Source organism: Actinomadura spongiicola (assembly GCF_003432485.1).
Taxonomy (GTDB): domain Bacteria; phylum Actinomycetota; class Actinomycetes; order Streptosporangiales; family Streptosporangiaceae; genus Spirillospora; species Spirillospora spongiicola.
On record NZ_QVNQ01000014.1, the window covers coordinates 89,005 to 112,879 of the forward strand.

21 protein-coding genes and 2 tRNA genes are annotated in these 23,875 nt (G+C 66.5%); 13 read left to right on the plus strand and 10 right to left on the minus strand.

From position 1 onward, the window contains the following. Window positions 1-54 precede the first annotated feature (54 nt). Entirely contained in the window at window positions 55-843 is a 789-nt protein-coding gene (cobF, locus tag D0T12_RS32460; RefSeq protein WP_117404603.1) for a precorrin-6A synthase (deacetylating), read from the plus strand. Between the two features lie 306 nt (window positions 844-1,149). Here the strand turns inward: cobF and htpG are convergent, their stop codons facing one another. From htpG to D0T12_RS37115, 3 genes are all read right to left on the minus strand, one after another. Beyond that, window positions 1,150-3,030 carry a molecular chaperone HtpG gene (gene htpG, locus D0T12_RS32465; RefSeq protein WP_117404605.1) on the minus strand — a complete coding sequence of 627 codons (1,881 nt, stop codon included), beginning with the start codon at window positions 3,028-3,030 and terminating at the stop codon, window positions 1,150-1,152. A gap of 226 nt (window positions 3,031-3,256) precedes the next feature. Next, on the minus strand, window positions 3,257-4,054 hold the full coding sequence (locus D0T12_RS32470; RefSeq protein ID WP_117404607.1) for a class I SAM-dependent methyltransferase: 798 nt from the start codon (window positions 4,052-4,054) through the stop codon (window positions 3,257-3,259). Between the two features lie 325 nt (window positions 4,055-4,379). After that, window positions 4,380-4,502, minus strand: a complete 123-nt coding sequence (locus tag D0T12_RS37115) for a hypothetical protein (protein WP_267900431.1) — start codon at window positions 4,500-4,502, stop codon at window positions 4,380-4,382. A gap of 566 nt (window positions 4,503-5,068) precedes the next feature. Between D0T12_RS37115 and D0T12_RS32475 the strand changes: the two genes are divergently transcribed. The 6 genes from D0T12_RS32475 to D0T12_RS32500 all read left to right on the plus strand — a co-directional run bounded on the left by D0T12_RS32475 (window position 5,069) and on the right by D0T12_RS32500 (window position 9,679). Continuing rightward, window positions 5,069-5,410, plus strand: coding sequence for a hypothetical protein (locus D0T12_RS32475; RefSeq protein WP_117404609.1), 342 nt, complete (start codon window positions 5,069-5,071; stop codon window positions 5,408-5,410). Window positions 5,411-5,551: 141 nt separating this feature from the next. Then, window positions 5,552-6,187, plus strand: coding sequence for a hypothetical protein (locus D0T12_RS32480; protein ID WP_117404611.1), 636 nt, complete (start codon window positions 5,552-5,554; stop codon window positions 6,185-6,187). A gap of 15 nt (window positions 6,188-6,202) precedes the next feature. After that, window positions 6,203-7,240, plus strand: coding sequence for an XRE family transcriptional regulator (locus D0T12_RS32485; protein WP_233526421.1), 1,038 nt, complete (start codon window positions 6,203-6,205; stop codon window positions 7,238-7,240). 161 nt (window positions 7,241-7,401) lie between these two features. After that, window positions 7,402-8,268, plus strand: a complete 867-nt coding sequence (locus D0T12_RS32490; RefSeq protein WP_233526422.1) for a helix-turn-helix domain-containing protein — start codon at window positions 7,402-7,404, stop codon at window positions 8,266-8,268. An 84-nt stretch (window positions 8,269-8,352) separates the two neighbouring features. Next, window positions 8,353-8,970, plus strand: coding sequence for an alpha-ketoglutarate-dependent dioxygenase AlkB (locus D0T12_RS32495; RefSeq protein ID WP_117404735.1), 618 nt, complete (start codon window positions 8,353-8,355; stop codon window positions 8,968-8,970). Beyond that, window positions 8,897-9,679: a maleylpyruvate isomerase family mycothiol-dependent enzyme gene (locus tag D0T12_RS32500; protein ID WP_117404618.1), complete on the plus strand. Its 783-nt coding sequence runs from the start codon at window positions 8,897-8,899 to the stop codon at window positions 9,677-9,679. Before D0T12_RS32495 ends, D0T12_RS32500 begins: the two co-directional genes overlap by 74 nt. Before the next feature lie 395 nt (window positions 9,680-10,074). Here the strand turns inward: D0T12_RS32500 and D0T12_RS32505 are convergent, their stop codons facing one another. Together D0T12_RS32505 and D0T12_RS32510 are read right to left on the minus strand one after the other, a co-directional pair. Next, complete coding sequence (locus D0T12_RS32505) at window positions 10,075-10,254, minus strand: DUF397 domain-containing protein (protein ID WP_233526423.1); 180 nt, start codon at window positions 10,252-10,254, stop codon at window positions 10,075-10,077. Window positions 10,255-10,542: 288 nt separating this feature from the next. Then, window positions 10,543-11,415 carry a helix-turn-helix domain-containing protein gene (locus tag D0T12_RS32510; RefSeq protein ID WP_117404622.1) on the minus strand — a complete coding sequence of 291 codons (873 nt, stop codon included), beginning with the start codon at window positions 11,413-11,415 and terminating at the stop codon, window positions 10,543-10,545. An 842-nt stretch (window positions 11,416-12,257) separates the two neighbouring features. Here D0T12_RS32510 and D0T12_RS32515 point away from each other — a divergent pair. Then, on the plus strand, window positions 12,258-13,664 hold the full coding sequence (locus D0T12_RS32515; protein ID WP_117404624.1) for a cyclic nucleotide-binding domain-containing protein: 1,407 nt from the start codon (window positions 12,258-12,260) through the stop codon (window positions 13,662-13,664). Between the two features lie 36 nt (window positions 13,665-13,700). Here the strand turns inward: D0T12_RS32515 and D0T12_RS32520 are convergent, their stop codons facing one another. Further along, the gene (locus tag D0T12_RS32520; RefSeq protein ID WP_117404626.1) at window positions 13,701-15,020 is read right to left on the minus strand and encodes a sensor histidine kinase; all 1,320 of its coding nucleotides are present in this window, start codon (window positions 15,018-15,020) and stop codon (window positions 13,701-13,703) included. A gap of 192 nt (window positions 15,021-15,212) precedes the next feature. Here D0T12_RS32520 and D0T12_RS32525 point away from each other — a divergent pair, with 192 nt between their 5' ends. Next, window positions 15,213-16,118 (plus strand): LysR family transcriptional regulator, encoded by a 906-nt coding sequence (locus D0T12_RS32525; RefSeq protein ID WP_117404628.1) that lies wholly within the window; start codon window positions 15,213-15,215, stop codon window positions 16,116-16,118. Here the strand turns inward: D0T12_RS32525 and D0T12_RS32530 are convergent. Together D0T12_RS32530 and D0T12_RS32535 are read right to left on the minus strand one after the other, a co-directional pair. Then, window positions 16,107-17,006: a glycerophosphodiester phosphodiesterase gene (locus D0T12_RS32530; protein ID WP_233526424.1), complete on the minus strand. Its 900-nt coding sequence runs from the start codon at window positions 17,004-17,006 to the stop codon at window positions 16,107-16,109. The genes D0T12_RS32525 and D0T12_RS32530 overlap by 12 nt on opposite strands. A gap of 231 nt (window positions 17,007-17,237) precedes the next feature. Beyond that, window positions 17,238-18,653: an amino acid permease gene (locus tag D0T12_RS32535; protein ID WP_267900432.1), complete on the minus strand. Its 1,416-nt coding sequence runs from the start codon at window positions 18,651-18,653 to the stop codon at window positions 17,238-17,240. A gap of 211 nt (window positions 18,654-18,864) precedes the next feature. Between D0T12_RS32535 and D0T12_RS32540 the strand changes: the two genes are divergently transcribed. The 4 genes from D0T12_RS32540 (at window position 18,865) to D0T12_RS37485 (ending at window position 21,221) form a co-directional block, all read left to right on the plus strand. Beyond that, window positions 18,865-18,939: transfer RNA gene (locus D0T12_RS32540), tRNA-Asp, on the plus strand. Between the two features lie 26 nt (window positions 18,940-18,965). After that, a tRNA-Phe gene (locus D0T12_RS32545) sits at window positions 18,966-19,039 on the plus strand. Window positions 19,040-19,204: 165 nt separating this feature from the next. Next, complete coding sequence (locus D0T12_RS32550; RefSeq protein WP_117404632.1) at window positions 19,205-20,197, plus strand: hypothetical protein; 993 nt, start codon at window positions 19,205-19,207, stop codon at window positions 20,195-20,197. 379 nt (window positions 20,198-20,576) lie between these two features. After that, window positions 20,577-21,221 carry an endonuclease domain-containing protein gene (locus tag D0T12_RS37485; protein ID WP_117404634.1) on the plus strand — a complete coding sequence of 215 codons (645 nt, stop codon included), beginning with the start codon at window positions 20,577-20,579 and terminating at the stop codon, window positions 21,219-21,221. Here D0T12_RS37485 and D0T12_RS32560 read toward each other — a convergent pair. Both D0T12_RS32560 and D0T12_RS37120 read right to left on the minus strand, forming a co-directional pair. Beyond that, entirely contained in the window at window positions 21,218-22,627 is a 1,410-nt protein-coding gene (locus D0T12_RS32560; RefSeq protein ID WP_233526425.1) for a tyrosine-type recombinase/integrase, read from the minus strand. The two genes, D0T12_RS37485 and D0T12_RS32560, sit on opposite strands and share 4 nt — an antisense overlap. Further along, entirely contained in the window at window positions 22,627-23,868 is a 1,242-nt protein-coding gene (locus D0T12_RS37120) for a DUF3987 domain-containing protein (protein ID WP_267900433.1), read from the minus strand. Before D0T12_RS37120 ends, D0T12_RS32560 begins: the two co-directional genes overlap by 1 nt. Between the last annotated feature and the right edge of the window lie 7 nt (window positions 23,869-23,875).

Genomic DNA, 23,875 nt, shown 5'->3' on the forward strand with positions numbered 1-23,875 from the left:
CTGTAGAAATGCGACGACAAGCCTATAGCAGCAGGACCTGGCACACTGAGCCAGGTGAAGCGGCTTCTGATCATCGGAATCGGCGCGGGCGACCCCGACCATCTCACCTTCCAGGGCGCCAAGGCCATCGCCGCCGCGGACGTCTTCCTCCTCGTGGACAAGGGTGAGGCGAAGGACGACCTGACCCGGCTGCGGCGCGACCTCATCGCCGCGCACGGCCGCGAGCCGTACCGGATCGTCGAGGCCCGCGACCCGGAACGCGACCGCACCGCCCCCGCGTACACGGCCGCCGTCGAGAACTGGCGGTCACGCCGCGCCGATATCTACGAGTCCTTCGTCACCGACGAACTCGCCGACGGTCAGACGGGCGCGCTACTGGTGTGGGGCGACCCCGGCGTCTACGACAGCACGCTCGCCGCCCTGGACGAGATCGACGCCGAGTTCGAGTACGACGTCATCCCCGGCATCAGCAGCGTCTCCGCGCTCACCGCCCGCCACCGCGTCACCCTCACCCGCGTCGGCCGTCCCGTCCACCTCACGACGGGCCGCCGCCTCGCCGCCGACGGCCCCACCGGCGACGACGTCCTCGTCATGCTGGACGCCGCCTGCTCCTTCGCGGGCACCGCCGACGACTTCCACATCTACTGGGGCGCCTACCTCGGCACCCCCGACGAGATCCTCATCTCGGGCCCGGTCACGGAGGTCGCCGACCGGATCCGCGCCGTCCGCGCCGAGGCCCGCGCCCGCAAGGGCTGGATCATGGACACCTACCTCCTCCGCCGTACTAATTGCAGGCCAGGCCCACTTCGCTCGCCTAACGGCTCGCTACGTGACCTGTCCTGAGGCGAACGCGACATCGCTTCGCGATCCGCCCGGCTCCGCTCGCCTCCGGCGTCGCTCCACCGGGCGGGTAACGCGTTCGCGTGCGGGCTGAGGCACGCCGATAACGGGCCTGGCACTTGCCGAAGTTCACCAGGATGAGGGCGGGCTTGTGGGTGCCCCGGAGCTTCTTCTTGCGCTTCACGCTGACAGCGGCGCTGGGTGTTTCGAGGGACTCGACACCCCCGGGCCATGGTGGTACGTCCACCAGAGGCGTGTCCAGCCATGGCCCGGCGGGGGCGCCGAGCTACCTGAAAAGCGCGTCCTTCGTCAGGTCTCCTCGGTCAGGGCGACGAGGAGCTCGTTGAGGTGGGTGGCGAAGGACGCCGGGTCCTCGACGCGTGCGCCCATCGTGAGGACGGCCTGGTTGAACAGCACGTGGGCCCAGTCGCCGAGCCGCGGATCGTCGGGGCGCGCGTTCAGCCGCCGGATCAGCGGATGCCCCGGGTTGATCTCCAGGACGGGCTGGTTGGGCAGGCCCGTCCCCCGCAGGCGCTGCACCAGGTTGAAGTCGGTGTCGGGTTCGGCGGCGATGATGCAGGCGGGCGAGGTCGTCAACCGGTTGGTGACGCGGACGTCCCATGCCTTCCCGTCGAGAAGCTCCTTCAGCTTGGCGGTCAGGTCGGCGTGGGCCTCGGTGGCCTCCTCGATGGCCTTCTTCCCGTCCTCGTCCTCCGAGTCGCCGAAGTCCGGTGGGGCGCCCTGCGCCACCGACTGGAGGCGGTGCCCGTCGATCTCCTGCACCAGACCGCCGACGACCCAGTTGTCCACGGCCTCGCTGAGCAGCAGCACCTCGACGCCCTTCTCGCGGAAAGCCTCCAGGTGCGGGCTCGCGGTGGCGGCGGCGAAGGACGGGGCCAGCAGATAGTAGATCTTGTCCTGGCCCTCCTTCATCCGGCCGATGTAGTCGCGGAACGAGACGTCCGCGTTCTCGGTGCTGGAATGCGTGGACGTGAAGCGCAGCAGCTCCGTGATCTCCTCACGGTTGGAGTAGTCCTCGGCGACGCCCTCTTTCAGGACGGTGCCGAACTCCTTCCAGAAGACCGCGTACTTCTCCGGCTCCTTGTCGGCCAGGTCCTTCAGGAGCTTCAACACCTTCTTGGCGGCGCTGGCACGGATGTGCTCGACGGCCAGGCTGCTCTGCAGGATCTCGCGGGAGACGTTCAGCGGAAGGTCGCTCGAATCGATGATCCCGGTGACGAACCGCAGGTAGTCGGGGAGGAGCTGACCGTCGTCCTCCATGATGAAGACCCGCTGGACGTGCAGGCGCACCTTCCGGCGGAACTCCCTGGCCCAGAGGTCGTACGGCGCGTGGGACGGGACGAAGAGCAGCAGCGTGTAGTCGTAGCGTCCTTCCACCTTGGCGTGCAGATGGATCAGCGGCTCGGAGAAGTCACCGGTGATGTGCCGGTAGTAGTCGTGGTAGTCCTTCTCCGTCAGTTCGCTCTTGGGTCGGCGCCACAGCGCCGAGGCCTCGTTGACCGCGCTTTCGCCCTCCCCGTCGTCGGACGGCATCAGGATCGGCACTCCGATGTGGTCGGAGTACCTCTGCACGATCGAACGCAGCCGGAATCCGTTGAGCAGGTCGTCCTCGCCCTCGCGGAGATGCAGGACGATCGTGGTGCCGGGTTCCGCGCGCTCGGCGGGCCCCAGCGTGAACTCACCGGCCCCGTCGGACTCCCACCGGACGGCCTCCTCGGCGGGCAGCCCGGCCCTGCGCGTGGTGAGGACGACCCGTTCGGCGACCACGAACGCGGAGTAGAAGCCCACACCGAACTCGCCGATGAGGTTCGCGTCGGCCCGCTCGTCTCCGCTCAGTCCCTTCAGGAATTCCTTCGTGCCCGACTTGGCGATGGTGCCGATGTTCTTGACGACCTCGTCGCGGCTCATCCCGATGCCGTTGTCGGCGACAATGATGGTCTTCGCGTCCTTGTCGTATCCGACCCGGATCCAGGGTTTCTCGGCGTTCTCCTCCGCCCTCTGCTGGGAGAACCGTTCGAACCTCAACCGGTCGATGGCGTCCGAGGCGTTGGAGATCAGCTCACGGAGGAAGATCTCCTTGTTGCTGTAGAGCGAGTTGGCCATGAGGTTCAGCAGCTGCGTCACCTCGGCCTGGAAGCCGAAGCGCTCCTGGTCCGCCTTGAGGTCCACAGAAGATCCCTCCTGTCCACGGGGACCCCGCACCACGGCCGCCGGGATCCCGACCTGAGCACGACGCCCGGTCTCCGCGCACGCCGACCGGGCCCGTCCACTCTAAACAATTCGCTCGGCTTCGGCGCGCCGTACCGCTGTGATCACCACATGTGGACGCGCGACGTCCCGGTATCGGCACTCCATGCGGCGTCCGCGTTCAATCGACGCCGATGACCGATATCGCTCAGTCCGTTCGATCGCGAGTGGAGTGCGTGACGCGGATCTTGGATTGGCCGTGCGGGAGTTCTTCCCAGTCGTCCATGAACCGGGCCGTGAATCCGTGCTTCTCGGCGAGGGCGATGAGGGTTTCGGTCCGGTAGTAGAAGTCCTCATGCAGGACGTGGTGTTCGGTGCCTTCGGTGCGGTCGAAGGTGAAGTCGAAGAAGCCGTCGGGCGTGAGTATACGGCCGACATGGGCGAGGCATTCGTCGATGACCTCTAGGGGCGAGTGGCTGAAGACGCTGTGCGCGTGCACGACGGAGAAGTATTCGGACGGGAGGAAACGCAATTTCAGGTCGTTGACGAGGGTCAGGTGCGGAAGTTTGTCACGCAGGTCCTGCTGGACGAGGGTGTTCTGCGCGGCGAGCAGAATGTCGGGCGAGATGTCGATGCCGTAGTAGTTCCCGGCGTCGAGATGATCGATGAACCGCCATCCGGCCCGCAGATTGCCGCACCCGATCTCCAGAAGCCGGTCATCGGGTTTCAGGCCGTGTTTCAGCAGGTAGTCGAACTGCATCTGGCCGAGGGCAAGCCAGCGTTCGTGGCTGCGGCTCCCGACCGCGGCCTCCGGGCTCCTGGCCGCGTCGGACCGCATCACGGCCCGGTAGTAGGCGACGTGGTCGCGGCTGGACAGCCGGATCCGCAGATCCCTGGCCACCCTGCCCACATACGGTCTGATCTTGTCCGGATTCTTGGCGGCATACCGCAGTTTGTAGGCCAGGCTCGCGCGATTTCTGCGTGTCGATGGGAGCCGTTCGCTCATCGGGATCGTCCCCTAAAGGTGCACTTCGAAATGCAATGTCCAGTGCCAGAAGGGCCATGATGGCACACCCGGGGGAGCCCTACCCCGATCATCATCAAATAAGCTCGGGACCGGGCCCGTCCGGAAGTACGGTGGTTTGCTGTGGAATGTCAGGTGTGACGGAGGGTGTCCGCGCAGGCCCGCACAAGCACAACCGCCCAATACAGAATCGGGTTCCTCCTCGATTAACATGACCGGACCATTCCAGGACGTGGCCGACTGGACGCCCCTCACTGACGCATACGTCACCGCGGCGAATCTTCCGCACATATTGGAACGGGTCGCATCAAACGATGCACAGGCGGCCGACCAGGCTCTGCATGATCTGTTCGGCATCATCCACCGCGACGGTTGCGTCTATCCCGCGACCGTCCCAGCCGTAGGCGTCCTCGACGAACTCCTCTCGCACGTGCAGCGGCCGAGGAGGGCCTGCCAACATGACGCAAGGCCGTCCCCGCCGCACGGGCGCTGGCCGCGATGTGCCCGGCCGCCGTCCCCCACTACGCCGCAAGCACGTCCGCCAGGCCTCCCAGAACGCCGCAGGGTGATCTGGCGAATCACCGGCGACGGGGAGGAACCGGTGCGCTACCCGGCGAACGCGATCCGCTCCGGCCTCGACGACATACCCAAAACCCTAACTTAACCCCTATCGCGACATTTCATCATATTGCCAACACCCTCACCGCAGAACACGAAACCACCACGTGAAAGAAAGATCCCGCCCCCCGATCAAAGCTCGTCCTCAACCGCATATAACAGCAACCACACTAGCTGTGACCTGCCCAAAGACCGTAACCTCCGTTGCAACTTATGATCATCGCATCGCTCACGCAAGCGGATGGCCGAGGCCGAAACAAAAGTGGCCGACATTGGCCGCATTGAAGCAACCGAGCCCTCGGCACCTCACGATTGGAGTGAGGACAAAATCACCGGACGACTGATCATTATCAGCTCATCCATCACACGAAGTGGGTGATGTATGTGGTAGAAAACGCGGTCGACGAGATCTCCGCGCAGAGCACGGAGATCGAAGGGCCGGAGGGCGAGGGTTCGTGGCTGGGGCGCGGGGTCGCCTTGTTCACACCCGTGTTCGCCGTCGCGGCCGGATGGCTGGCCGGAGTGGTGGCCGAGTACGTACCGGGAACCCAGCTCGACGAGACTCAGGTGACCACCTTCATGGTGGCGGCCAGCACCGCCGCCCTGGGAGCCGGGTGGAAATGGCTCCAGGGATGGCAGGAGCACGAGAAGGCGGTCGCCGACGGCAAGACCGCACCCGTGAAGAGCAGCCGCGAGCGCAACGCCCGCGCGAGACATTGATCGACGCGACGGAGCCGGCACGCCCAAGAACGATCACGTGCTGCTCCCCATGGTCGAGGAGACGCGGGCTCAGGCTGGTCGCCGAAGGACCGCGGTTCCAGGGCCGCTCGTATTGTCGGTGCGGCTGTCTAGAGTGGGCGCGTGGCTGAGGACAGGCTCGCTTGGGACGAGCTGCTGGCAGCGGGCTTCCTGCATGCCCTGCGGGAGGCCCACCGGGACGCGACACTGGCGGTCCTGGGTTCGCTGAGCCGGGCGGCGGGCTTCACGGAACGTTCGTACGGGGTCAGCGCGTTCGACGTGCTGGCCACGCGAATCGACCGCGCCTTCGAGGACGAGCCCCAGGTCGTCCGGGACGACCTCAACGGTTCCCCGGGCTGGCGCTACGGGCCGTACCGGATCCTGCTGAAGCGGCACGAGTTCGGGAACGTGCGCGGCATTCGCTGGGATCGGGACAGCCCCACCAAGCAGGCCGTGGCGCGGCAGGGATACGTCGAGGATCCGCAACTGGAACTGCCGCTCGGCATCCAGCGCGACACGCCCGGGGTCGTGACGTTGGTGCTCGCGCACAGCGCCACCGACGAGCCGCTGGAACTGGAGCTGTTCCTGGGGCGTCCCAGGTGGAACGCGGACGGCGGGACGGCCTGGCATTGGGTGAAGGAGCTGGACGACACCCTCGGGCCCGATCCACGTCGTAAGCTCGTCGAGCGGACGATGCCGCTGTGGGACGACCATGAGGACGTCCCGGTGCGGCTCCGTGGGGAGACGAAATCGGCCTAGCAAGAGGTGGCGCGGGTGCTGTTCGACTGCGAGCGGCTGACACTCGCCCGGCGGCTCAGGGGATTGCGTAAGAACCAGGTCGCGCAGGCCGTCGGAACGACACCGAAGGCGATCGGACGGTACGAGGCCGGGGTGCAGGCGCCCGAGGAGCCGATGGTGCGGCGCCTGGCGATCGCTCTCGGGGTGCCCGTCGAGTTCTTCCAGGGTGGGCGGAGTCCCGTGTCGCTGGACGGCGCCCACTTCCGGTCGTTGCGGTCGACCAGCCAGATCGAGCGGGACCAGGCGCTCGCCTACGGGCGGATCGCCACCGACGTCGTCGCCGCGCTGGAGGATCTCGTCGACTTCCCCGACGTCGACCTGCCGGAGTACGTGGTGTCGCCGGACGAGATCGCCGGAAACGGTCCGGTCGAGGCGGCCCGCGTCGCGAGAAAGTCCCTGCTGGGTGAACCGGGCCCGGTGCCGCACGTGGTGAGGCTCCTGGAAGGGCACGGTGTGATCGTGCTCGTGCTGCCGGACGCGGCGGAACGGGTCGACGCGTTCAGTGTCGGCGTCCATCCGCGGCCCATGGTCTTCTTCAACCCCGCCAAGGGCGACTACTGGCGGAACCGGTTCGACGGCGCCCATGAGCTGGGGCATTTGGTGATGCACGCCGACGCCGAACCCGGGGAGAAGATCGTCGAGGATCAGGCGAACAGGTTCGCGGCGGAGTTCCTCATGCCGGAGGAGGACATCCGCGGCGAACTGCCGCAGACCGCCGACTGGGATCGGCTGACCGAGCTGAAGGCGACCTGGGGCGTCAGCATGGCGGCACTGCTCTACCGGGCCCGCACCCTGCGGATCATGAGTGAGATCGTCTACCGGAACGCGATGAGCGCGTTGAGCTCGCGGGGATGGCGACGGCGTGAACCGGGACAACCCAGGGCACTGGAACAGCCGACGATGCTGCTGCGGGCGATCGAGATCGTCGCCGCGGCGGGCACGGACCGTGACCGGGTCGCCGAACGGGCCCGGGTGACGAGAGCCGACCTGGATCTTCTTGTGCGCGGTCGGTGACACCGGAGTGGAACGATCCCTCCTGCGACTTCAACCAGCATGATGCGATTTGCACGGTCCACTGGCAGTTACATATCTCTGACCGAAGGTTGCCTGCGCGTCCGTCATGGCGTGTGAGACCCTCCCAGAGTTGTCGGGACGTTCGAGGTGCTGGAGATCTAGTGCTTGATCATCGCCAGGCCGGTCCGACCGCGTTGCGCATGCAGATCGGTGCGCGCCTGCGGCGGTTGCGTGAGGAGAAGGGAATCGGGCGCGCGGAGGCCGGAGCGGCGATCCGCGGATCAGCGTCCAAAATGTGCCGTCTCGAACTCGGCCGCCACGGCTTCAAGGTGCGCGACGTCCTGGATCTGCTCGACCTGTACGGCCTCGACGACGAGGCCGAGCGCGAAAGCTTCATCGAACTCGTCAAGGAGGCGAAGCGGCCGGGCTGGTGGCAGAGCTACGGCGACGTCGTACCGGGCTGGTTCGAGCAGTACGTCGGTCTGGAGCAGTCGGCGACGACGATCCGCGCGTACGAGGTGCAGTACGTCCCGGGGCTCCTGCAAACGTTCGACTACGCGCGGGCCGTCATCGGGCTGGAGCACTACGACGCGGCCTACGACGGGCTCGACCGGCGCCTCAAGGTACGGATGGCCCGGCAGGACGTCCTTCGCCGTCCCGTCTCCCCCCTCAGATTCTGGGCGGTGATCGACGAGGCGGCGCTGCGCAGGCCCATCGGCGGAACGACGACGATGCGCGCCCAGATCGAGCATCTGATCACCGTGTCGGAGCTCATGCCCAACGTGAAGGTGCAGCTCCTACCGTTCGCCGCGGGCGGTCACCTCGCCCTCGGCGGGCCGATCACGATCGTCCGGTTCGCCGAGCACGACCTCGACGACGTCGTCTACCTGGAACAACTGACCGGCGCCCGCTACCCCGAGGGGAAGGAGGCGGACCGCTACAAGGAGATCATGGACTCGCTGGCCATCCGCGCCGCCTCCCCGGCCCGCACCATCGTCCTCCTCAAGGAGATGCTGAAGGACTTCTGACGCCGCGCGAGCGGGAACCCCGCCCCAGCACGCCGGCTCCCGGTGATCGAACACATGTTTGACATCGCCGATTACAGTGGAGGCATGTTTCAGGCTTCGCTGCTGGACGACACGGACGGGAGCGGTCCGCGTCCGCTGAGTTCGGCGCGGCGGACGCGACTCGCGCACGGTGCCTGGACAGACGTCCTGCCCGGCTGGCTTCCCGGCGCGGACGCGTTGTTCGAGCGGCTGCTCACGTCCGTCCCGTGGCGTGCCGAGCGTCGCCACATGTACGACCGGGTCGTGGACGTGCCACGCCTCCTCGCCTTCTACGCCGAGGGCGACGAACTGCCCGATCCCGCCCTGGACGACGCGAAGGCCGCCCTCGACGACCACTACGCCGACGAACTCGGGGAGCCGTTCCGCACCGCCGGTCTGTGCCTGTACCGGGACGGCCGCGACAGCGTCGCCTGGCACGGAGACCGGATCGGCCGCGGCGCCACGCACGACACGATGGTCGCGATCCTCTCGGTCGGAACGCCGCGGAGCCTGCTGCTGCGGCCCCGCGGAGGCGGCCGGACGATCCGCCACGAACTCGGACACGGCGATCTCATCGTGATGGGCGGAAGCTGTCAGCGAACATGGGAGCATGCCATCCCGAAGACCACCCGCACCGCAGGACCCAGAATCAGCGTCCAGTTCAGGCCTCGCGGCGTCCGCTGACCCGTTACTCCCCCGCCCCACCCCGGTCGAGCCGCTCGCCTCCATCACCGCCGCGACACGCGATCTCCTCGCCACCGCGGCCCGGCTCGACGACGGCGACGTCCGCGGCCCGTCACTCCTCCCCGGCTGGACGCGCGGACACGTCCTCACCCACATGGCGCGGAACGCCGACGGCGGCACCCGGCTGCTCACCTGGGCGCGCACGGGCGTCGAGTCCGCCGAGTACCCGAGCATGGACGCCCGCGCCGCCGAGATCGAAGCCGGTGCCGGACGCTCCGCCGCGGCTCTCGTCGCGGACGTGCGCGACAGCGCCCAACGGTTCGCCGACGCCTACACACTGATGCCGGACGAGGCGTGGCAGCGCGTCGTCCAATGGACGTCGGGCGCACGCCACCCCGCCGCCCGCGCGTCCGACTCGCGCCTCACCGAGGTCCTCGTCCACCATGTCGACCTCGACGCGGGTTTCCTCCCCGGCCACTGGCCCGCCGAGTTCACCACGCGCACGCTCGGCGGCGTCGTCGCGTCCTTCGCGCGCCGCGCCGACGCGCCAAGCCTGCGGCTACGCGCCACCGACACGGGCCGCGAGTTCGGCGCCGGCGACACCCTCGTCTCGGGGGCGGAACCGTCCCTGCTCGCCTGGCTGATGGGCCGCTCCAGCGGCGACGACCTCACCGGAGCGGCGGGCATCACCCTCCCGTTCCTCTACTAACGACCACCCACCGACGCCTCGCCGCTGATCCGTCTGTTCGGCAGCACACCCGTACGGCGCCAGGGAGCGTGGCGGGGTACGGTGCACGACCCGGTTCGTGCGGGGGAGTGGGTGCCGCGTCGCCTCGGGACGGCGGCGTTCCATCGGCTGATCATGGAAGGGGCCGGGACGCGGGTTCGTGGGCGGCGACCGTGCCGGGCCGACTCGGTGGAGTGCGGACCCGGCCACCCGCCGACCGTCGACGCATCGGGCGGTCCCGTCGAGATGACGGGGACGCTTCAAGGTTCCCTTACGGTCCGCCTCTCACCGCATGTCAGGAGTAGCCAGTCAAGCCTTCCGACAATCAACCATGCTCGACAATTCTCGGATGTGGACGCGAAAAAGAGTCACGCGACTCAGCGTCCGTTGAGATCCCCGCTCCGGACGGCGTTCAGCAGCGCATTCCACTGAACGGAATCAAGGGTGAGGACGCCGGCGGCGGGGTCTTTCGAGTCACGGACCAGCGCCGATGAGCCCAGCGCCGCCACCTCCACACAATCGCTGTCTTCACTATGGCTGGCCTTGCGCCAGTTCAACGTCGTTCCGGTAAGCGATCGGCACACCATCCCAGCAACCCTCCATCCATTGCCGGGCGGGTGCCGTCCCGTTCGACCGATCCGACGAGAACACCCGCCCGGCGAGCACCAAGCAGGGCACGGCAAACCACGACCTTGTGGATTATTTCCCGATCACGAGTGTAAACGGTTCGAGTTACCTCGACTACAAGGGAACACAAGATCACTCAGCGTGCTATGAAGGCCACTCGCCTTGTGGGTGCCCGATGCGGCCGTCACCTCCGGTCCGGTCGAGTTGCGGTGCTGGGGTCAGGCCATGAGATCCTCGGCCGCCTGCCGGAGCAGGGCGATCGACTCGTCGGGCGACAGCGATTGCTCCAGGAGGAGTTCGAACGTGTCCCGGTATTCGGGGATCCTGTGGTCGTCACCGGTGACCATCACGCTGGCGCCCACCCGACGCTCCAGATAGAGGATGTCGTCCAGGTCGCCCTCGAACTCCAGAAGGCTGAACGGGCCTTCGAGGCCCCGGTGCGCGCCCTCCTTGAACGGGATGATCCTGACCGTCAGCAGATCGCTGCCCTCGGCGGTGTCGGCGATGTGGTGCAACTGGGTGGGCATGATCGCTGGATCGACCTTGATGCCCACATGGCGCCGGATGACGGCCTCGTCGATGATGCAGTGCTGGCGCGGGGGGTTCCGTCGCTTGGCGAGTTCCTGCTGCCGCTCGACGCGCAGCTTCGCCGCCATCACCCTGCCATGCTCGGACGCCCGCCCCGTGGCGAGCACCCGCGCGTATTCGGGTGTTTGGATCAGCCCCGGGACGACCGTCCCGTGGAACTGCCGGATGTAGGAAGCGCCCGCCGAGTACCCCACGTAGTTCAGGAAGCTGGAGTCGAACTCGCCCTTGTACTTGTTCCACCAGGCGGGCTCGCGGGCGCCGCGGGCCAGCGACTGCAACCGCTCCTGGCGCGCCTCGGAGGTGACGTCGTACACGGTGAGCAGGGCCTGCAAGTCGGTTCGGGTGATGGCGTTCTTACCGCCCTCGATCCGGATCAGCTTGGAAGGCGACCATTCGAGCTGCCCCGCGACCTGCTCCTGGGTCAGCCCCTTCTCCTTGCGCAGGCGGACGAGCTCGGCGCGCAGCAGTGCGCCCTGGACGATGGGCCCCTGATCACTGGTCATCTCAATCGCTCACTCTATGTAGTGGATGCTACCAGCCTGCATGCAACCTGTCGGCCCGTCACATGGCGCGCTACGTCCCGCCAAAGCGCTACCTGGCGCGGCCCGGTAAACCTGCCCCCGAGGGCCAGACCCCTTCATATCACCTGAAACTCGGCGTTGAAGCTTCCAGCCTGCTGCATGCCCGTAGACTATGTTGTAATGTGCTAGGTAGCAAAGTAGCAGACGCTAACTTGCGAGCGGCCATGTTGCTACCTACGCACCGGGGATGAACTTTGACGCAGGGTGAGGGCCTGGATGGAACGCGCACACTCCGTCCAAGCACTCCCCACCGGCGGCGGAAACGCCACGAACGTCGCCGGACCATAAGGAAACGGACACAAGCCCACGGGAGGACGCCACGAAGCACAGAAATCTCGGCATCGACAGAAAAAGAAATAGAGCCGCCCGCCGCCTTCCACCGACCACCGGTTGCGAGCCAAGACGATCGAGGGAAAGCGGAGAGCGACTCCTCGAGACCGCGTAGGACCGTACCGGCCGGTTACTTCGGGGATACTGCGAGGAACACAAGAAGATCCCCGTTGACCTGCCAAAACGTTCTCTGCGGACTCACCCAGTCTAACCGCGATCATGCGGTTCGGGCTATAGGTGAACGCGACTTCGGCACATCGGACGACACGACGCCAGGCAATCCCAGGTAGGTGGACGGACGGCAACCGAAGAAGCGCTTCGGGACATGGGGTTCTCGATATGTCAAGCCATGAATTTCTCCCCCCGACCATTGACATCCATCACCCCACACGACCACCACTCGCCGTCCGGTTGATCGACAGCGGGGTGCGTTGATGGACAGGTACACCCGGCAGCACGACCCGGACCAGATCGTCCCGTCCGAGACCGGCCACGGGAACTTCGTCCGGCAGGTGCACAACGACCCCGGCAAGATCGAGGCCGTCGGCGCCGAAGACCCGCGACCCCTCGTCGCCGCCCCGGCCGCGGCGTCCCTGCCGCCCCTACGGCAGGGCTTCTGGGGCGCCCTCACCGAGGACGAGCGGAACGACCTGCTCGCCCACGTCGAGGAGGTCGTCTACCCGGTCGGCACCGTGCTGTGGTTCGAAGGGCAGACCGCCGACCACGCCGTCGTGGTCCGGTCCGGCTCGATCAGGGTCTCGGTGAACCGCCACGGCCACGAGCGGATCATCGCGTTCCGCGGCCCCGGCGACATCGTCGGCGAACGCGCCGCCCTGCTGCTGCGCCGCCGGTCGGCGACCATCGTCGCCATGGAGACCGTCCACGGCCTGCGGATGAGCACGCAACAGTTCGTCGCGTACCTCAGCGACCATCCGCGCGTGGTCGCCATCATGGAACACGAGGTGTACAAGCGGCTGACCGAGCAGATGGCCGTCGCGCCCCCGCCGGCCGAGCCGTACCAGCCCACGACTCCACTCAGGTTCACGCCCTACCAGCACCCGGCTGAAACGTACGCGACCGGTCCGACACCGATCCCGCCCCCGCGAACCGACAACGGCACGGCCGCCGCGGTTCCGTCGACGGACGACCGCCCCAAAGCCGGTCATCCCGTACCGGCGGCCCGCCTCCCCTCAGAGGAGGAGCCGACACAACCCATGGTGACCGGCCCGCCCAAGCCCGCCGGCCCGTCCTGGGCGGGTCAGAACTGCACGATCGTCTACACCGACATCGCGGGCTTCAGCGCCCCCCACCGCAACGACCGTGACCGCCTCGACATGCGCCGCGCCATGTACGCCCTGCTCCGCGAGACGTTCGAGGTGTCGGCGGTGCCCTGGGACGCCTGCCACATCGAGGACCGCGGCGACGGCGCGCTGATCATCGTCCCGCCCGAGGTGCCGACCGCCGCCGTCATCGACCCGATGATCGCCTCGCTGGCCGTGCGGCTGCGTCGCCACAACGAGCGGGCGAACTGCGCCGTCCGCATCCAGCTCAGGGTCGCGGTGCATGTCGGGCCCGTGATGCCCGACCCGCCCGGCGTGTCCGGCTGGGCCCTGATCCGCACCGCCCGGCTCCTGGACGCCCGCCCGCTCAAGGACCGCCTCGCCGCGACCGGCGCCGACCTCGGCTTCATCGCGTCGACCTTCGTCTACGAATCCGTCATCGCCCACGGCCCCGGCCACGTGAACCCCGCCGAGTACGAACCCATCAGCTGCACGGTGAAGAAACTGAAGATCGAGGGTTGGGTCCATCTTCGTGGAGTCCCCGCCCAGTCCGCCGTCTGACCGGCGGTACCGCGTGTCCACCCCCACGCGGGATCTTCACCCCCTCGGCCCGCCGGTCCGGTCCCGGGGAATCCGGAGGACGAAACGGGCACCCTTGACGCTGTCCTCGATGGTCAGCGTCCCGCCGTGAAGCCGGGCGATCTCACGGGCGATGGGAAGGCCGAGACCGGTACCCGCGGCGTCGCGACTCTTGCCGGCCGCCAGGCGGGCGAAACGCTGGAACACCAGGTCACGGTCCTGCCCGGCGATGCCCTCCCCGTCGTCGATGACCTCCAGGACGGCGACCGCGTCGTCGAGGCGGACAACGATGTCGATCCTCGTCTCGGCGTGCCGTTCGGCGTTGTCGAGCAGGTTCGTCAGCAACCGGACGAGCCGGAGCCGGTCACCAAGCACCGTCACACCATCCTGGATGTGCGGAACGACCCGTTTCGTACGTTCCGCCCTCGCGATCTCGATCGTGACGAGCGCGCCCAGGTCGATCAGCTCGCTGTCCTGCCACGCGGCGGCGTCCAGGCGGGCGAGTTGCAGCAGGTCCGTCACGATCGCCTGGAGGCGTTCGAGGCTCTGCAGAACGGTCCCGGCCGTCGTCGGCCAGTCGACGTCGTCCGGACGCAACAGGGCCTCCTCGATCTGGGCGCGCGCCGCGGCGATGGGGCTGCGCAGATCATGGGACGCGTCCGAGGTGAAGCCGCGCTGCCGCGCCAGAGCGGTGTCCAGCCGGTCGAGGGTCGCGTTGGCCGCCTCCGCGAGCCGTCTGATCTCGTCCTGGTTCTCCGGAACCGTCACCCGGCGACCCGACTCACTGGCGGTGATCTCCGTGAGCTCGGTGCGGATCGCCTCCACCGGGGCGAGCGTCTGGTCCACCGTCCCCCAGGTACGCAGGCAGACCAGGAAGGTCACCAGCAGCGCCACGCAGACCAACAGCATGAGCAGGCCGGGAGTGACATACCAGGGGACGGTCGGCGTCGCCGCGTAGACGACCCGATCCCCGTACGGCTGGGAGACGCGGAACGCGACCACCCACATGCAACCGTCGAGCCCTCGCGGCGGGCAGAGCACCTTGGCGCGGTAGATGTTCGCCTTGACCGGGCGGAACCGGGCGATCGGCGCCTCGCTCCGCGCCCGGGTGCTCGCGAGAACCCCGCCCCTGCCGTCCACGAGTTGCAGGACGACGCCGTCCGGCGCGGCGAGCGGCCCCCGCACCGGATTGCGACCGACCTCGAAGGCGACGCGCAGCGCCGCGGACGTGGCCTGGTTGCGCTTGTAGTCCTCGGTGCGCCCCCGCACCCCGAACATAATCAAGATGATCAGGACGACACAGATCAGGGCGGCGACCGTCCCGGCCATCACGGTCATCCGCACCCGTATGGACCATGTGCGCCGTCCGTTCACCCGACCTCCCGCAGGTGAGGTAATCACCGCCCAGATCGAAATCAGTCCTCCGAACGGGAGCGCGGCGCCCAAGAGACACCAAAGAAATGACTAATGGCACCACGGCCCTGGCAGAAGCCCCGACGCTGGACAAACGCGCTGTTAGCATCGCTGCTTATGGAGCTGCGCCAGCTTGAATACTTTGTGGCGGTAACGGAGGAGGCGGGTTTCACCAAGGCGGCGGCACGGCTGCACGTGGCGCAGCCGGGCGTCAGCGCCCAGATCAGACAGTTGGAGCGCGAGCTGGGGCAGCCGCTGTTCGACCGGTCGGGACGGACCGTCCGGCTGACGGATGCCGGCAAGGCCGTCCTCCCCTACGCGCGGGCGGCGCTCGCGGCCGTCGAGGGCGCGCGCCTGGCCGTGGACGAGCTGACGGGCCTCCTCCGCGGACGTGTCACCCTCGGCACCATCGACTGGATCCGGTCCCTCGACCTCCCCGGCATGCTCGCCGCCTTCCACCGCGACCACCCGAACGTGGAGATCACGGTCACCCAGGACAAGACCGCGACCCTGACCGACGGCCTGCGGGACGGACGCGTCGACCTCGCCTTCCTCAGCCTCGGCGCCGAACCACCCGACGGCATCGCGACCCGCGTCGTCATCGAACAGAACCTCTACGCCGCCGTCGGCCGCGACCATCCACTGGCCCGCCGGTCCACGGTCACACTGCGCGCCCTCGCCGACGAGGACCTCATCTGCCTGCCGAAGGGCACCGGCCTCCGCGCCGTCCTCGACGACGCGTGCGCCGACGCGGGACTCCGCCCCCGCATCGCGTTCGAGGCGGGCGAGCCACCCGTCCTGGCACAACTCGCCGCACACGGGCTCGGCGTCGCCGTCCTGCCCGAGTCCGCCGCCCGGGACCGACCGGACGACCTGCACCCGATGCCGATCGTCCGCCCCCGACTCAGCGGTCGGATCGCCCTCGCCTGGCGCACCGAGGGCCCTCGCAGCCCGGCCGCCCGCGCCCTGATCGGCCGCGCCCGCGAACGCCTGCCCGCACCGCCCCGTCCGTCAGGCGGCTGAACCTTTCGCGGCCGTCTCCCCCAATACACTGCGCAGAACGTCCGGCTTGTTGGTGATGATCCCGTCCACCCCGAGCAGCACGGCCTTTCGCATATCGACCTTGTGGTCGATCGTCCAGGTGAGCACCTCCATACGGGCCGCATGCACCTTCTTCACATAAGCCGCAGACAGCCCACGCCACGGGGGATTGATCTGATCCGCGAAGGAGGCGAAGCCCGGCAACTCCTCGACCTTCGGAGCACCGAGCAACCCGATCGGCACCCGCGGAAGGACAGCGTGGAACCGCCGCATGGACCGCCAGTCGAACGACTGCACCACGAGACGCCGCCCCGCCGGGTCGTCCCGCAGCCAGGACGGTGAACGCCGCAGAGCCCCCGCGACGCGCGTCTCGATACCCGGGTAAAGAGCCGGACTCTTGATCTCCAGCAGGAGCCCCGGCCCCCGTCCACGCATGACGGTCAACGTCTGCCCCAAGGTCGGGACGCGCTCCCCCCGGTACTTCTTCCCGAACCACGACCCGGCGTCCAGTTTCCTGATCTCGGCGAGCGTGAACTCGGAGACCTTCCAGGGCGCCCGATCCGGATACACCTCCTCCACGTTCGTCGTCCGGGCGAGCGTGGTGTCGTGCATGAGCACGAGTTCGTGATCCTTGGACTCCTGAACGTCCACTTCGATGACATCGGCACGCTGCGACACGGCCAGCTTGAACGCCGCGATCGTGTTCTCCGGCGCATACGCGGAGGCCCCCCGATGCGCGACATTCGCGACCCGGGCCGTACCACCGACCAGCCGAGCCGGGCCCGCAACACTCCCCGCCGCGGCGGACGGCACCGGAACGATCATGTAGGCGCTGACGGCGATGAGGGCGAGACGATTCCGACGACGCATCTTCACCTCGTGAAAGCCGGGATTTGTCCACCCCAACCCTCGAACCGTCCGATGACACCGAAGTGACGAGCCGGTAGCAGACCGTGTACATCAGACAACAATACGTAACACCACCTCCCGCCCCTCTGACCAGAAACGGACACCCCGCCCCCGAGTCAGGCAAGGCCCACCACACACGCACCAGGCAATTCACCCGATGACACAGGACGCCGCCACCAAGGAAACGAGCCCCTAAACCTCCGCCTCCACGGCCACCTCCGCGCCGGGAACGTCCCGCGCCCCACGCCGCACGAACAACCAACCGAGCCCGACCACCCCGGCCCACACCGCCGCGACATACAACGCGATCCGGGTGTCGGCCTCCCATGCGATCGTCACCGTGACGAACACGAAGAACGCCAGAACGACCCAGTTCGTGTACGGCGCCCACGGCATTCGATACGGCGCCTTCGGCAACGCACCCGCGTCCGCCTTCCGCCGGTAGACCATGTGGGCGACCAGGATGACCGTCCACACCGCGAGCGCCCCACCCGTCGACACCGACGTGATGTACATGAACGCCTTCTCCGGAACGACCGCGTTGACCACGACACCAACACCCATGACCACCGCCGAGATGACCACGGTCAGCACCGGCACCCCCCGACCGCTCAGCCGCGCCAGCACCTTCGGCCCGTCCCCGTTCACCCCCGCCGTCCGCAACATCCGGGACGTCGAGTACAAACCACCCGCGTTGCAGGACGACAGAGCCGCCGTGAGCACCACGAAGTTCACGATGTCCGCGCCGCCCGAGATACCGATCCTGTCGAACGCCAACACGAACGGGCTGGCGCCGCCCTTGAACGCCGTCCACGGCACCACCGCGAGGATCACCACCAGCGACCCGAGGTAGAACAGCGCGAACCGCACCGGCAGGGCATTGATCGCCCGCGGAATGTTCCGCTCCGGATCCTTGGCCTCGCTCGCCGTCACACCCACCAGCTCGACACCCAGATAGGCGAACATCACCATCTGCAGCGTCATGATCGTGGCGCCGTACCCCTCAGGGAAGATCCCCCCGTGCTCCCACAGATTCGCGACCCGCGCCGTCTCCCCGGCGTCCCCGAACCCGAAGGCCAACACCCCGATCCCTACCAGGATCATCATCACGATCGCCGCGACCTTGATCATGGCGAACCAGAACTCCAGCTCCCCGAAGAGCTTCACCGAGATCAGGTTCACCACGAACAGGATCACCAGGGCCACCAGCGCCGTCTGCCACTGCTCGACCCCCGGCCACCACGTCTGGATGTACGTCCCGGCCGCGGTCAACTCCGCCATGCCGGTCGTGACCCAGATGATCCAGTACGTCCAGGTCGTGGCGTAACCCCAGAACGGCCCCAGGAACTCCCGGGCATACCCGGCGAACCCACCCTCCGCCGTCCGATACGTCAGCAACTCCCCAAGCGCCCGCATGACGAAGAACAACGCCACCCCGGCCACCGCGTACATCAAGATCAGACTCGGCCCCGCCTTGGCGATGTTCTCCCCCGCCCCGAGGAACAACCCGGTGCCGATCGTCCCGCCGATCGCCAACATCTGAATCTGGCGAGTCCCCAGCCCTCGCTGATACCCCTCCGCACCCCGCTCTGGGAGCTTCTCGACCACACGACCTCCCTCACCTCAAGACCGCCCCCTCCGGACGGCACCAACCAGCCCAGCAAGCCGAACGCCCTTCGAAACCCCCTCCCCTCCGCGCTGATCTTGCCCCGTCCACCCCACCATTAACGAGTTGGCGCCCACCTCGGCCATCGCGTATGCTCTCGGACGTCGCCAAGCGGCACGCATCCCTCCGAAGCCGCTAGGCTCGGAACAGCAAGGTCCTGTGGAGCAGTTAGGAGTGCTCGCCACCCTGTCAAGGTGGAGGCCGCGGGTTCAAATCCCGTCAGGACCGCCCCGACGTGCTACCACACACGTCCCGGGCAGGTAGCTCAGTCGGTACGAGCGTCCGCCTGAAAAGCGGAAGGTCGGCGGTTCGACCCCGCCCCTGCCCACCTCACTAAGCAGCAAGAACAAGCGCCCGACCTGCTGATATGCAGGCGGGCGCTTCTCGCGTCTGTCCGGCTGTGTCCGGCCGTCAACGGCCCTGCGCGACCGACTGTGCCGAATACGTGCCGAAGCTCAATCCCTTGTCAGTGCCGACCTCTAAGGTGCCAACCATGACGGACGAGCTCGTCAAGCCAGGCACGGTCACCACACGCGCCGAGATGAAGGACCTCTTCGGTGGTGGACCTCAGGGCGGCATCGTGCCGTCCGCGACGACCCCCAACGTGCTGTGCTACTCCGATCCCTCCGCCGGCGAACAGTCTGGCTACTTCGATGGGTGGCTACCCGAGGATGACGAGCACGGTCCGGTCTTCGAGTACACCGGCCACGGAGAGGACAATCAGACCTTCGTCGGTCTCAAGGGCACCGGGAACCGGGCGATCCTCCATCACGTAGACGATGGGCGCGTTCTACGCGTCTTCAAGGCGACCGGTGGCACGGTTCCCGGCACAGGGATCATGTACCAGCGGTACGTCGGCGCCTTCCAACTCGACGTCGAGCAGCCCTACATCGTCCGACAGAAGCCGAACAAGCAGGGCAGCATGCGCCGGGTCCTCGTCTTCCGGCTACGACCGGCCGGAGAGTACGAGCGGCTGCCAAAAGACGTCATCCCGCCCTCGGACGACACGACGGCTACCACAGTGCCGGCGGACGTCACCACGAGCGCCATCGTGGAACCGGAGACCAACAAGAAGACGAAGAGTTCCCGCTCCGCCGCACCCAAGACTGAGGCTGAGCGCCGTGAGGCCAAGCTGGCTGACCGGTTCCTGGAACACATGGACAGTCACGGGCACACGATGAAGAGGTTTCAGATCAAGGTTAAGGGCAGCTCATCCACCCTCTTGACCGACCTCTATGACGAAACGGCCCACATCCTCTACGAACTCAAGGGGACGAGCACCCGCGAGGCCATCAGGATGGCTATCGGCCAGCTCTACGACTACCGGCGCCACGTAAGCCCCCCGAATCCTGCCCTCGCTGTGCTTCTACCTAGCGAGCCGAACGATGATTTGAAGGCCCTGCTGGAGGGACTTGGCATCCAGCTCGTCTACGGTAACGGCACGAGCTTTGTCGGCGTCCCCGGACTGAGGAAGGTCGGTGCCTGATACTACACGATGCACTTTCCCTGAGTGCACTAAGTTCAGAGACTTCGATGCAGAGTTCGGGTACTGCAATTATCACTACCGTCGCTACCTTGAAGTTGGAGCCAAGCCATGCAGAGATCCGAAATGCAGAAAACCACAAAGCCCTAAGGGCGGGTATGGGTACTGTCTAGTTCACTATCGCGCATACAAGCTGAGCAAGGCTCAGGAATGCACGGAACACGGATGCGAATCACCCCAAAGCCCAACGGCCGGATATGGCTTTTGTGAGGCACACTACCGCGCATACAAGATTCGCACAGCAAAGGATTGCATAGAGCCCGACTGCACCAAGCCCCAGTCCCCCACCGCCGGATACGGCTACTGCGACTCGCACTACCAGATGCATAAAAGCCGCACAGCATGGACGGGAAAGCTATGCAGCTTCGAGGGATGCAATAGACCTCATTATGCAAAAGACTTGTGTCGACCACACTGGAAACAGCAGGCAGACAATCAGCCATTGAGGCCGATACGAAAATACCAACGCAACAAGATTGAGTACGCGGAGGCTATAAGGCTTGGAGAATTTGAATGTCATACTTGCCGCACGATTAAGTCGCTGGATCAATTTTACAAAAACGGGAACCGCTATAACGTCAATTGCAAAAGATGTCACCAAGACAAGGTCGTCGCACGAGCCTTCAATTTTCCCAACCTTGCATCCCTACACAAATTCAGAAATGAACACCGTAATACCTGCGCTATCTGCGGGCGAGTCGACGATGAAAAGGGGAGCAAGCGCTTCGCGATAGATCACGATCACACCTGCTGTTCTACAGCTGGCAGATCGTGCGGCAAGTGCATCCGGGGCCTGCTGTGCGTTAGCTGCAACGCCGGACTCGGAGGCTTTAGAGACAACATCGAACTATTAGCAAAGGCGATAGACTATCTACGCAGTCACTCTGAAAGAAGCGAGCGGATCGGATTCCTGGATGGGTTACCCCTCCAGGAAGCCGATTCCACTCAGATCAAGGATGATGATTAATCAGCCGCTAGCGCACGTTCGATGCGCCGCTTAGCCATTTTGTCCTGACCTTCGATGCACTTCGCGTAGACACGGAGTAGCACTTCCACGCTGTGGCCGGCCCACTCAGCTATGGCAGTCGGCGGCACTCCCCCGTTGAGCCAGGTGGACACGCACGCGTGTCGGAGGTCGTAGACCCTCTTGGCGAGCGGCGAGACGTACTCGGCGTCACTCAGCGCCGCGCGGCGGGCAGCGTCCCACGAGCGGCGGTAGGTGATGCTGGCCAGCTCGCCGCCACGGACGCCCCAGAACAGCCGTCCGCCGGGGCCGGGACCGATATCCCGCAGGTGAGCGCGCAGGATGCGGGTAAGCGGCGGCGGGGTCGGCACACGGCGCCATGCGCCCTCGGCGCGGCCCTTGAGCTGGCGCTGTTCCCGGTTGGCGCCATCATCCGTCCAGTCGGTTCCGAGTTCGGGGCTGGCGGTGTTGAAGTGCAGTTCTCCCCAGTCGTCCGCGGGTTCCTGCCACTTCTGGGCTTCGTCGTCCCAAACCAGGGCGGGGAGCGTGCCGTTCTCGACGCGGAGGTTCACGGCCTCTTCCGGGCGAAGCGCGGCGTAGTAGATGACGGCGAAGAACGCCACGAGACGTTCACCGCTCGACCTCTGTTGGCGGACCGCTTCGAGGAGTCGGCGCGCTTGGGCGTGGTTGACCACCGAACGGTGGTCAACCTCGGGGGAACTCTTGCTTCGTGCCTTCCATTTCGTCGTCTTGATCGGATTGTTGGACAGTACGCCGATTTCTACGGCGTACTCGCAGGCGTGATGCAGGATCGCGCGGTTGCGCTGGACGGTGGACGGCGCGGCCGGCTTGCCGTCGAGTCGCGTAGCTGCGCCGTCGAGGAGTTCCCGGACGGCGGCGGGGTCGTTCAGCACGGACACCGGCTTGGTGTTGTGCTCGACCCAGCGCAGAACCTCGGCGGCGTCCGGCGGGCACGTGGGGCGGTTCTTCGTGTTGAACGCCCACCGGCGAAGCGCGGTTCGGATGTGCTGGTCTTTGGGCTTGCCGCGTTCGGTGGTGAGCATCGCGGGCGTGACGGTGACGAGTGCCCATGCCGTGTTCGCGCGATGCTTGGCAGAAATGCCCTTCCACTTCATGTCCACGTAGGCGAGGCAGAACGTGTACCAGGACATGTCTTTCTCGGCACGTCCCCAACTCACCGGCCGGCCGGTGGTGATGTCGAACGCCTCGCCCTTGTTCGCCGCCGTGCGCAGCTCGGACTCGAAGCTGATGGCCTGCGCGCGCTTGCGGAAGGACTCCTTCCACGGCTCCGGACCGGTCCTCCATCGGACGGTGTACGTAGTGACCCTCTTCCCCTTGTACACCTCCATTTTGTAGATGCGGACGTCGTACGTCACGTTTTCCATCATCAGGCGGCGTCCCTCCGCTCGCTCCACCACTGGTTGAGGTCATCGCGGCTGACACGAATCTCGCCGTTGTCAATTTTGTAGCACTTCGGGGCGCACCCCTTCGCGCGCCACTCGTAGAAGGTCGACCGCGAAATCTTGATTTCGGCGCAGACCTCGGCGAGAGTGAGCATTTCCTTGGAACGGGTTGCCGTTTTCACTGGCGACCTCACATGTCCGGTCGATCGGTTGGAAGGGTCAGCGGTTTCCGGCGGCGTGCTTGGTGGTTGTGCGCCGGTTCCGCAGAGGTCTGGGTGTACAAGGTAGGTGGGCGAGGGGCGGCGGCCGGGTCCTGTCCGTTCGGGGTCGGGCAGACGGCGAATCCAGCCGTGTTGTTCCAGTAGGTCTAGGGGCGCCTCCAAGTCGGCGACTTTTGGGAATGTGCTACGGGGCAGTTTGCTGAACAGTTGGCGGACGGTGAACCGTTCGGGCTTGGTGCGTTCAATCCAGGCATGGACGTCGCGGGCGGCGTGCTGGTCGGGATTGCTACCCATGGCGTCGAATGCGGCAACGGCGTGCGCGGTGAAGTACTCGCCCAGTCGGATGGCGGCGCGCATGGTGTCGGCGCCGATCGGGGTACGCCATCCGTTGTCGACATCGGCGGCGAGGTGGAGTAGCCCGGCGATGCGTGCGACGGCGCCGATGTACTTGCCAGCCCAGTCGGCGAGGTGTCCGAGGTCGCCGGTTTCGGGGTGTAGGCGGGGTTCGGTGCGAGTTTCAAGGGCGAGTAGCTCAGCGTCGGCTTCGGGGGTGAGTTGCAGCCGGGCGGGGTCGTCCCAGTCGTACAGGGCGTTGACGAGATTCTGTAGTTGGGTGTCGTAGCGGGAGACCACCTCGGCGGGCGGGGCGGGCAGGTTGATGCGACGGCGGCCGATGTTGCTTTCCGGAAGCGCGTACAGCAGCCGTCCGAGTAGTCCCTTGCCGCGAAAGCCGGGCATGCCCGCGATATCGGTGATGATTTCGGGTTGGACGGCCAGTCCGAGGGTTAGGGCGGCGTGGTCGACGTGCTCGGTTCGGCCTTGCCGGTCGACGCGGAGCATATCGCCGGCGTGGCCTTTGAGGAACACATCCATGTTGGGTGTGCTGGAATAGCGGCCGGCGACGGTGGCGAAGATGCCGCCCTCTGCGGACAGCACGGCCAGCCGTCCGCCCTGTTCGGCCAGCAGCGAAGTGGCTTTCTCCGGGGTGATGTCGTCGGCGACCAGTCGGGGG

Excerpts from the sequence above, each read along its gene's own strand:
- D0T12_RS32470 (WP_117404607.1), bottom strand. The coding sequence starts at position 4,054 with ATGAGCGAACGGCTCCCATCGACACGCAGAAATCGCGCGAGCCTGGCC.
- D0T12_RS32475 (WP_117404609.1), top strand. The coding sequence starts at position 5,069 with ATGTATGTGGTAGAAAACGCGGTCGACGAGATCTCCGCGCAGAGCACG.
- D0T12_RS32495 (WP_117404735.1), top strand. The coding sequence starts at position 8,353 with ATGTTTCAGGCTTCGCTGCTGGACGACACGGACGGGAGCGGTCCGCGT.
- D0T12_RS32500 (WP_117404618.1), top strand. The coding sequence starts at position 8,897 with ATGCCATCCCGAAGACCACCCGCACCGCAGGACCCAGAATCAGCGTCC.
- D0T12_RS32510 (WP_117404622.1), bottom strand. The coding sequence starts at position 11,415 with ATGACCAGTGATCAGGGGCCCATCGTCCAGGGCGCACTGCTGCGCGCC.
- D0T12_RS32515 (WP_117404624.1), top strand. The coding sequence starts at position 12,258 with ATGGACAGGTACACCCGGCAGCACGACCCGGACCAGATCGTCCCGTCC.
- D0T12_RS32520 (WP_117404626.1), bottom strand. The coding sequence starts at position 15,020 with ATGACCGTGATGGCCGGGACGGTCGCCGCCCTGATCTGTGTCGTCCTG.
- D0T12_RS32525 (WP_117404628.1), top strand. The coding sequence starts at position 15,213 with ATGGAGCTGCGCCAGCTTGAATACTTTGTGGCGGTAACGGAGGAGGCG.
- D0T12_RS32530 (WP_233526424.1), bottom strand. The coding sequence starts at position 17,006 with ATGCGTCGTCGGAATCGTCTCGCCCTCATCGCCGTCAGCGCCTACATG.
- D0T12_RS32550 (WP_117404632.1), top strand. The coding sequence starts at position 19,205 with ATGACGGACGAGCTCGTCAAGCCAGGCACGGTCACCACACGCGCCGAG.
- D0T12_RS37485 (WP_117404634.1), top strand. The coding sequence starts at position 20,577 with ATGCATAAAAGCCGCACAGCATGGACGGGAAAGCTATGCAGCTTCGAG.
- D0T12_RS32560 (WP_233526425.1), bottom strand. The coding sequence starts at position 22,627 with ATGATGGAAAACGTGACGTACGACGTCCGCATCTACAAAATGGAGGTG.